Below are 8,030 nucleotides of genomic sequence, written 5' to 3' on the forward strand. Positions count from 1 at the left end.
GTTGTAGACCGACCATTTCGATCACGATAACTTTCAATAACAGAATAGGAGGTAGAATGTTTAGATTTATTCTTTTTAATACGCATAGCTAATCCTCATTCCTTTTAAATGTATCTCTATTATAACATATTACTACATAGTACTACAATATAAGTCTATCAAATTTGACAAAAAAATAAAGCCATAACAGGCTTTGTGTCACTTTTTATTGATTCCAGCTGTTAAACTCCCGGGTGGAGATAGTCCTTCTATCCCGGTATACTGGAATTACAGATAAAGAAGGAGTGGCGCTTGACCTACATTGTTCGTTTTTTAGCAAATTAAAAGATGTAACAAACTTAAAAAAAGTGATAGACTTTTAAATTACCGAATGTTAATATCGAATAGTGCGTTAATCGTACATATTTACAGCACATACATGTGTAACATAGAATTGGGAGGAATTATTTTGTCTAAGAAATGGTTAAAAGGTTTAGGTATTACACTAGCTTCAGTTATGCTACTTGGGGCTTGCGGAAACGATGAAGAAGGCGCTGAGGAAACAGCAGAAGAAACTGACGGAGCCGATGAAAATGGCGCTGCAGGCGAAGATATGATCGAAATCGATGAAATCTCAGTTGGATTTGTCCCTTCACGTGACCCTGACGAGATTTATGTTGCAACTGAACCATTAGAAGATCTCCTGATTGCTGAGCTGGCTGAGCATGGTTACGATGTCGGCGCAGTTGAAATTACTGTAGGAACAAACTATGAAGCGGTTGGAGAAGCAATGTCTGCCGGAACACTTGATGTGGGCTTCCTTCCAGGTGGAACATACGTCCTGTATGATGATTCTGCAGAAGTTATTCTGACTGCAACACGTGCTGGTCTGAACAACGATTCAGATAACCCAGCTGACTGGAATGAAAACAAACCGACTGAAGCTACTGACGAACAGGTGACGTACTACCGTTCAATCCTGATCGCAGGTCCATCTGAAAAAGGTAGAGAATTAGCTGATAAAATTAACAGCGGAGAAGAACTTACTTGGGAAGATGTTGATTCAGCGTCTTGGAGCGTTATGAGCTCTTCTTCATCTGCTGGATACATTTATCCAACAATCTGGATGCAGGAAAACTTTGGTCGGTCTCTGACAGACCTAAGCCAGATCGTTCAAGCTGACTCTTATGCGAACTCATTTGCAAGACTGGCAGCTGAACAGGTCGATCTGATCGTTGCTTACGCAGATGCACGTCGCGACTATGTTGATATCTGGGAAGAAGACTTTGGTGCTGATAACGATATTTGGGAAGATACAGATGTCGTAGGTGTAACACCAGGAATCTACAACGATACAATCAGTGTCAGCCGGTTCTCAGAAATCATGGATGACGATCTGATCGAAGCTCTACAGCAGTCATTCATCAACATTGCACAGACAGACGAAGGACGCGAAGTCATCGCGATCTACTCACACGAAGGTTATAAACCTGCAACAAGCGAAGACTATGACGTAGAAAGAGAAGCACAACAGATTCTACGCGACATGTCTGAATAATTTAAGAATTTACGACTAAACTAAATGAAAAATTAAGCTGGGAGCGCCCTCTCCTGGCTTTCTTTTTGATTATCTCCAGAGAGGAAATAGGCCAAAATGATAAAATTTAAAGATGTAAACAAGATATACCCGAATGGGGTCACTGCCTTGAAAAATGTAAATCTGACCATTGATCAGGGAGAATTCGTTGCGATTATCGGATTGTCTGGTGCCGGAAAATCCACACTTATCCGCTGCATCAACCGTATGCATGAAATTAACGAGGGAACATTGACCGTTAATGATGTAAATGTCGGACAACTGAGTGGAAAGCAGATCCGTTCTTTCCGTCGTAAAATTGGAATGATCTTCCAGTCGTTCAACTTAGTGACACGTACATCAGTAATTAATAATGTATTGATTTCATCTGTACCTGAACTGTCATGGTGGAGAAAGTTCGTTGGTCTGTTTCCTAAGGAGAAAAAAGTAGAAGCACTTGAAGCCCTGGATAAAGTAGGTATCCTGGACAAAGCATATAATCGTGTCGATCAGCTCTCAGGTGGTCAGCAGCAGCGTGTGGCACTAGCCCGTACGATTGCTCAGAATCCGGATATTATCTTAGCAGATGAACCGGTTGCGTCCCTTGACCCAGTCACAGCTAAAGTGGTCATGGATGACTTCAAACGAATCAATCAGGAAACAAACATGTCCATCCTGATCAACATTCACCACGTTGAACTGGCTCTGGAGTATGCCGATCGCGTAATCGGTATCCGTCAGGGAGAAGTCGTGTATGATGGAAAATCCGAAGATGTTTCTCAGGATGTACTGGACCAGATCTACGGCAGTGCCGACAATGTTCCTAAAATGGATGAACCGGAAGAAGCAGAGGTCTAGGAGGGACGAGCATGAGAGAAACAGTATACGATAAGATTTTCAAACCTAAGACCTATACTTTGTCGAATGGAAAAGGAGTGAAACAGCGTGCTTCCCGAGCTCCTCTTATTCTTCTGATCGTTTTATTCGTGACGGTTGTGTCATGGGAAGTCACAGGTGTGGACCTGTCGATGTTAAGAACACGAGGACATCAGTTCATTGTCATACTAACTGCCATGTTCCCGCCAAACTTTAATTTTATGAATAATGTATGGGGCCCGCTTTTCGATACGATTCAGATGTCACTTCTGGGATCCATTGCCGGAGCCTTACTGGCTATACCGTTTGCTTTGCTGTCATCCAGTAACATAATAAGGAACCGGTTATTAAACGGCTTTTTCAAACTGTTCCTGAGTATTTTAAGAACGCTGCCTACGCTGATTTCTGCATTGATTGCTACGTTCATCTTCGGACTGGGAACTATGGCCGGAACGGTAGCGATTTTCCTCTTTACCCTGTCTTATATTGGTAAACTGATGTATGAACATATTGAAAACGTCGATATGGGGGCTTTTGAAGCGCATGAATCCATGGGTCTGTCCAAAGTGGAAGCTTTCCGCTATGCTATCGTACCGGATGTTCTTCCAACCTACTTGTCTGTGTCATTATATGCCTTTGAAGGAAATATAAGATATGCAGCCATTCTTGGTTATGTAGGAGCCGGAGGAGTCGGTCTCCTGCTGGACGAGCGTTTGGGCTGGAGAGACTACCCGAGCGTGGGAATGGTCCTTCTGATATTGATGCTGGTTGTCTTCGTGATTGAACGCATCAGTGAATACTTCCGAATGAAACTGACTTAATAAAGGAGCAGAGAATAATGAATAAAGCTGTTGCACAGCAACTTGAAAAAGCACCAAATCGTAAAGTTTATTTATCAACTATTGCAATCATCCTGACTGCTCTTATCATCTGGTCATTCATGGGAGTCAATATCACTGGTTTCGATCAACAAGGAATGAGAATCGCCAGAAATATCTTCCGCGGTCTGTTTTCACCGGACCTGGAATTCCTGTTTGACTTCACATCAGGTGGAGGGGTACCAGGGCTCTTGTTTGAAACGATCGCCATCGCCTTTTTAGGAACAGTATTCGGGTCCTTTCTGGCGATCCCGATCTCATTCTTGATGTCCCCAAGTATCGTTTCCAGGCCTGTAGCCTTTGTGACACGTCTGGTCGTTATCTTTATCCGGACCATTCCTTCACTTGTATACGGGTTAATGTTCATCCGTGTAACTGGACCTGGTCCATATGCAGGTGTGCTGACGATGTCTCTGACTTCGATCGGTATGATTTCGCGTTTATACGTGGATGTCATTGAAAACCTGGACAGAGGCGTTCTTGAAGCCATGACCTCTATGGGCTGTACGACTTACCAGAAAGTACGTTACGGCATTCTGCCACAGCTGTTCTCAAGCTTCCTGTCTGTAACGATCTACCGTTACGATATGAACCTGCGTGATGCAACCATACTGGGACTAGTTGGAGCTGGAGGAATTGGAGCACCTCTGATATTCGCCATGCGTTCTTACAGATGGAGCGAAGTCGGATCAATCCTGATTGGACTGGTTGTTCTGATCCTGGCAGTTGAGATTTTCTCCAACAAACTGCGTGAACGTTTAGTTAATGGATAAAAAAATAGTTCTAGTCAAAAAGAAAGGATCCACCATTCTGTGTAGTTACAGAGTGATAGATCCTTTTTTTGGTTAAATTTAATCCCAAACAGGAATAGAAGAGTTCTGAGTGGTTTCTGCAATGATTTCAGCTGTTTCATCTGTCTGGTAAGTGTCAACAATCTTCTGATATATGTCGTTGTCAACATCTTCAGAACGGACAACGATAGCATTGATGTATGGTTCTGAATCTTCATTCACAGGCTCAAGGAAAATCGCATCCTGTGAAGGGATTAAGCCAGCATCAATAGCCATACCGACGTTGATCACAGCTGCAGCGGCATCAGTTAATGAGCGAGCCGTCTGGTTTCCTGCAACGGTCACGATATCCAGATTTAATGGATTGCTTGTTATATCGTCTACGACGGGGCGGTTCCCTGCTTCTGGATCCACTTCAAGAAGCCCTGCTGACTGTAATAAAATCAATGCGCGACCTTCGTTTGATGCATCGTTCGGGATAACGATTGTGTCTCCTTCTTGAATATCGGATACATCTTCCACGTATTCAGAATAAATACCTAAAGGGTTGAGCGTTGTATAGCCAATCGGGGTCAAGTCATTTCCGGTATCATCATTGAAGTCGTCTAAGAAGATTACAGTCTGAAAGGCGTTCAATTCGATATCTCCGTCAGCTAGAGCTGTATTAGGGGTTTGATAATCTGAAAAAGTAACGATTTCCAAGTTGATTCCTTCATCCGCCAGCCGATCTCGAACGCTTTCCCAGGCTTCATTATTTTCGCCCACTACCCCCAGTCTTACCGTTTCTCCATCATTTCCACAAGCAGCCAGTACAACCGCGAATACAATACTTAGTAGAGCTAAAAATCCTTTTTTCATCATTATTTCTCCATTCTATTTTTATTATTGTGTTAATGTAATTTAGCTTGTTTGTTAATGTGTTGTTTTTCTGATCAGAATACGTCCGATCCATTGGGTGACAAAGACGATCAGCATGATCAAAAGAGTGGAGACAATAGTGATATCCAGCTGATAACGGTTGTATCCTCTAGCAATAGCCAAGTCGCCTAACCCACCGCCCCCAACGACGCCTGCCATGGTAGTTAGACCGATTAGATTAATAATCGATACAGCAGACACACGAACGAGAGAAGGGAGGCCTTCTTTTAAATATACGCCGAATATAATTTCCAACGGTGAGGATCCCATGGATTCAGCGGCTTCTACTATACCAGGATCAACTTCAAGCAAAGCATTTTCAACCTGACGTGAATAAAAAGGAATAATCCCGATAGTTAGGGGCACAATGGCAGCGGTCGTTCCAATCGTCGTCCCTACAATAAAGCGAGTGAAAGGTGCGAGCAGAGCCATCAGAATAATAAATGGGACGGAACGCCCTGTATTAATAAACTGCTCTAATTTATTATATAACCGTGGTTTTTCCAGAATACCTCGTCTGTTCGTTATGACTAAGATCACTCCGAACGTGATTCCGATTGTTCCTGCAATTACTGCTGCAATCAGAGTCATGTAGATGGTCTGCCATGTGCTTTGAAGAATGCGGTCAGGAATTGCCCAGACATTAGGTGCGATGGTCTCTAACCAGTTAAGTAATCTATTCATATTATTTTCCTCCCGAAACTAAATAATTTTCTCTCTATTCAATGGAATTACTTTCGATTTGTTTACCAGCTGAATTTTTTCAAGCTGCTGGACGGTTACCTGCTGTGATTCGAGATAATTGACAGCTTGCTTTATCTGTTGAGACGAGCCACTTAATATGACGATCAAATTTCCAATAGGGGTATCATAGAGAATTTCGATATCACCATACAAGATATTTGTCGTAACCGTAAATCGTGAATAGAGACTGGCTATGAGCGGTTCATTTGTACTCTGACCAACGAATGAGAGCCTTACAACGATGTCGTTATCATGGAGATCAAGAATTGATGGGTGTTTGGCCAGTTTCACCAAGGCCTGATCAATGTGGGTTGCCGTGTTAATGAACTCTTGGGTCAATGCATTCTTAGGATCAGTAAAGATGGACACGATATCACCTTCTTCAACGACTGAACCATTTTCCATTACAGCTACTTTATTGCAAATCTCTTTGATTACCTCCATTTCATGAGTGATAATGACAATGGTCAATCCAAGCTTGTCATTCAAGTCTTTCAGCAATTCCAGTATCGACAAAGTGGTCTTGGGGTCCAGCGCACTCGTCGCTTCATCACAGAGCAAGACTTCGGGATCGTTGGCCAATGCCCGGGCTATTCCTACACGCTGTTTCTGACCGCCTGATAATTGGGAAGGGTAGACGTCGTGTTTATCAGCTAGACCAACTAGGTCAAGAAGTTCTGTGACTTTCAGTTTTTTCTCTTCAGAAGACAAGGAGCTTGAACGCAAGGCATAATGAACATTCCCAGCGACTGTGCGAGCATTCATCAGATTGAAATGCTGAAAGATCATGCCTATTTTCTTTCGTGCACTACGCAAGTCTTTTGCATTCAACCCCAGAAGGTCCTGACCACTGACATGAACAGTCCCGTTAGAAGGGCGCTGCAGTAAATTGATCGTTCTCACAAGGGTACTTTTTCCAGCTCCTGAATAGCCGACGATCCCGTAGACATCTCCTTTTTCAATGGTCAGTGATACATCACGAACGGCATGAAGTATATGTTCTTTCGTTTCAAAGTGTACATCGATATGTTTCAGTTCTATCATTGTTTCTCTCCCCTTTATCTGCTGAATGAGCATCTGATGATATAAAAAAAGCGGTCGTCTTGATTAGACAGTCAAAACCAGCAAACCGGTTTTATTTAGTCTAATCAAAGGACGAACGCTTAAGTCGTGGTACCACCTTTGTTTGTGTCTTTCTCGCAAAAAACACCTCATTGAGGAAAGAAGAGTATCAATTCTTCTTTCTCAAAAGCAGTAACGGTTGCTGCCGTGATAGCCTAGCCTATAAAAGGATCGGTATCCCACTTGAACTTGCGTAGAAGTCATGCCGAGCAAGTTTGTCATAGAGACCATATTCAATGTCTTCAAGTAAACCTGCTTTCAGCATGCACAGGCTCTCTGTTTTACTTTAGTGTCATTTACTCATCTCTTACGTGTTTTACTTATATTGTTTTCAGGTATTAAAAAAGTCCCTGAAAGAAGTCCGCTTCAAGCGAACTTCCTCCAAGGACGAAATAGTCTCGTGTTACCACCTTGATTTACAATGGAATTTCTTCTCATTGCCTCCACCAGTACGCTGCACAAGAAGTGCGTGATACTGTGACACTGTAACGGGTGTGACCGTAGTGGACTTATTTTAACATTCGTCCAATCTGCTTCAGCTTGAACAGGTGTAAATAGCTGTCCGAAGCTTTAAAAGACCATTTTCCTATTTTTCCATCCTACCCCTTTTCACCAGTCGGGGCTCTCTGAGAAGACTTCCTAATAGTACTTATCTTTACACATTTATGATGTTTGTTTCTTGTTGCTCATTACTATAGCAAGGTTTTACATCACCTGTCAACACTAAATTCTATGATAGCTATAAATAAATGTAAATCATTTATCTCACTAGACGAACAAAGGGGTCACGTTGGTTTCAGAATTGCTTATTCCTCGGGCTAATTGACCAATGTCGAGTATGTGATTTATCGTACTGCGACTGAAGACACTCGCTTCTATAAGCGGGTGATGAATGGCGCTCGAGCTTGCTCGACAGTATTTTCGAAAAAAGTAAAAAATAAGTCTTATTCCTGCAATAACTCGTCACACAAAAGTCATTGTTCCCCTTGCTTTAATCCCGTCATTAGGGTATTTTTAGTACAAAGAGGAGGGGAATGTATGTTCAAGAATAAAGCGTATAAATTTCGTCTCTACCCCAATGAAAAACAGAAAGAGCAGATAAACAAAACAATCGGATCTGCTCGCTTTGTCTATAATCATTTCTTA

8 protein-coding genes are annotated in these 8,030 nt (G+C 42.4%); 5 read left to right on the plus strand and 3 right to left on the minus strand.

The window, feature by feature from the left end:
* Positions 1 to 448: 448 nt before the first annotated feature.
* From ACYQ2O_RS08955 to phnE (ACYQ2O_RS08970), 4 genes are all read left to right on the plus strand, one after another.
* Positions 449 to 1,537, plus strand: coding sequence for a phosphate/phosphite/phosphonate ABC transporter substrate-binding protein (locus tag ACYQ2O_RS08955; protein WP_459796445.1), 1,089 nt, complete (start codon positions 449 to 451; stop codon positions 1,535 to 1,537).
* Positions 1,538 to 1,633: 96 nt separating this feature from the next.
* Positions 1,634 to 2,413 (plus strand): phosphonate ABC transporter ATP-binding protein, encoded by a 780-nt coding sequence (gene phnC / locus ACYQ2O_RS08960; RefSeq protein ID WP_346025090.1) that lies wholly within the window; start codon positions 1,634 to 1,636, stop codon positions 2,411 to 2,413.
* Between the two features lie 11 nt (positions 2,414 to 2,424).
* On the plus strand, positions 2,425 to 3,252 hold the full coding sequence (phnE, locus tag ACYQ2O_RS08965; protein ID WP_346025089.1) for a phosphonate ABC transporter, permease protein PhnE: 828 nt from the start codon (positions 2,425 to 2,427) through the stop codon (positions 3,250 to 3,252).
* Positions 3,253 to 3,269: 17 nt separating this feature from the next.
* Positions 3,270 to 4,082, plus strand: a complete 813-nt coding sequence (gene phnE, locus ACYQ2O_RS08970) for a phosphonate ABC transporter, permease protein PhnE (protein WP_346025088.1) — start codon at positions 3,270 to 3,272, stop codon at positions 4,080 to 4,082.
* 78 nt (positions 4,083 to 4,160) lie between these two features.
* On the opposite strand, the gene ACYQ2O_RS08975 is transcribed toward phnE (ACYQ2O_RS08970), so the two are convergent.
* The 3 genes from ACYQ2O_RS08975 to ACYQ2O_RS08985 are packed head-to-tail and all read right to left on the minus strand — an operon-like array spanning position 4,161 to position 6,806.
* Positions 4,161 to 4,958: a MetQ/NlpA family ABC transporter substrate-binding protein gene (locus tag ACYQ2O_RS08975; RefSeq protein WP_346025087.1), complete on the minus strand. Its 798-nt coding sequence runs from the start codon at positions 4,956 to 4,958 to the stop codon at positions 4,161 to 4,163.
* Positions 4,959 to 5,012: 54 nt separating this feature from the next.
* Positions 5,013 to 5,702 carry a methionine ABC transporter permease gene (locus ACYQ2O_RS08980; protein ID WP_091268627.1) on the minus strand — a complete coding sequence of 230 codons (690 nt, stop codon included), beginning with the start codon at positions 5,700 to 5,702 and terminating at the stop codon, positions 5,013 to 5,015.
* 18 nt (positions 5,703 to 5,720) lie between these two features.
* Complete coding sequence (locus ACYQ2O_RS08985; protein WP_346025086.1) at positions 5,721 to 6,806, minus strand: methionine ABC transporter ATP-binding protein; 1,086 nt, start codon at positions 6,804 to 6,806, stop codon at positions 5,721 to 5,723.
* A 1,116-nt stretch (positions 6,807 to 7,922) separates the two neighbouring features.
* Here ACYQ2O_RS08985 and ACYQ2O_RS08990 point away from each other — a divergent pair.
* The coding region (locus ACYQ2O_RS08990) for a helix-turn-helix domain-containing protein (protein WP_459796447.1) at positions 7,923 to 8,030 on the plus strand (108 nt) is incomplete at its 3' end.

It is taken from the genome of Alkalibacterium sp. m-11 (assembly GCF_054658155.1).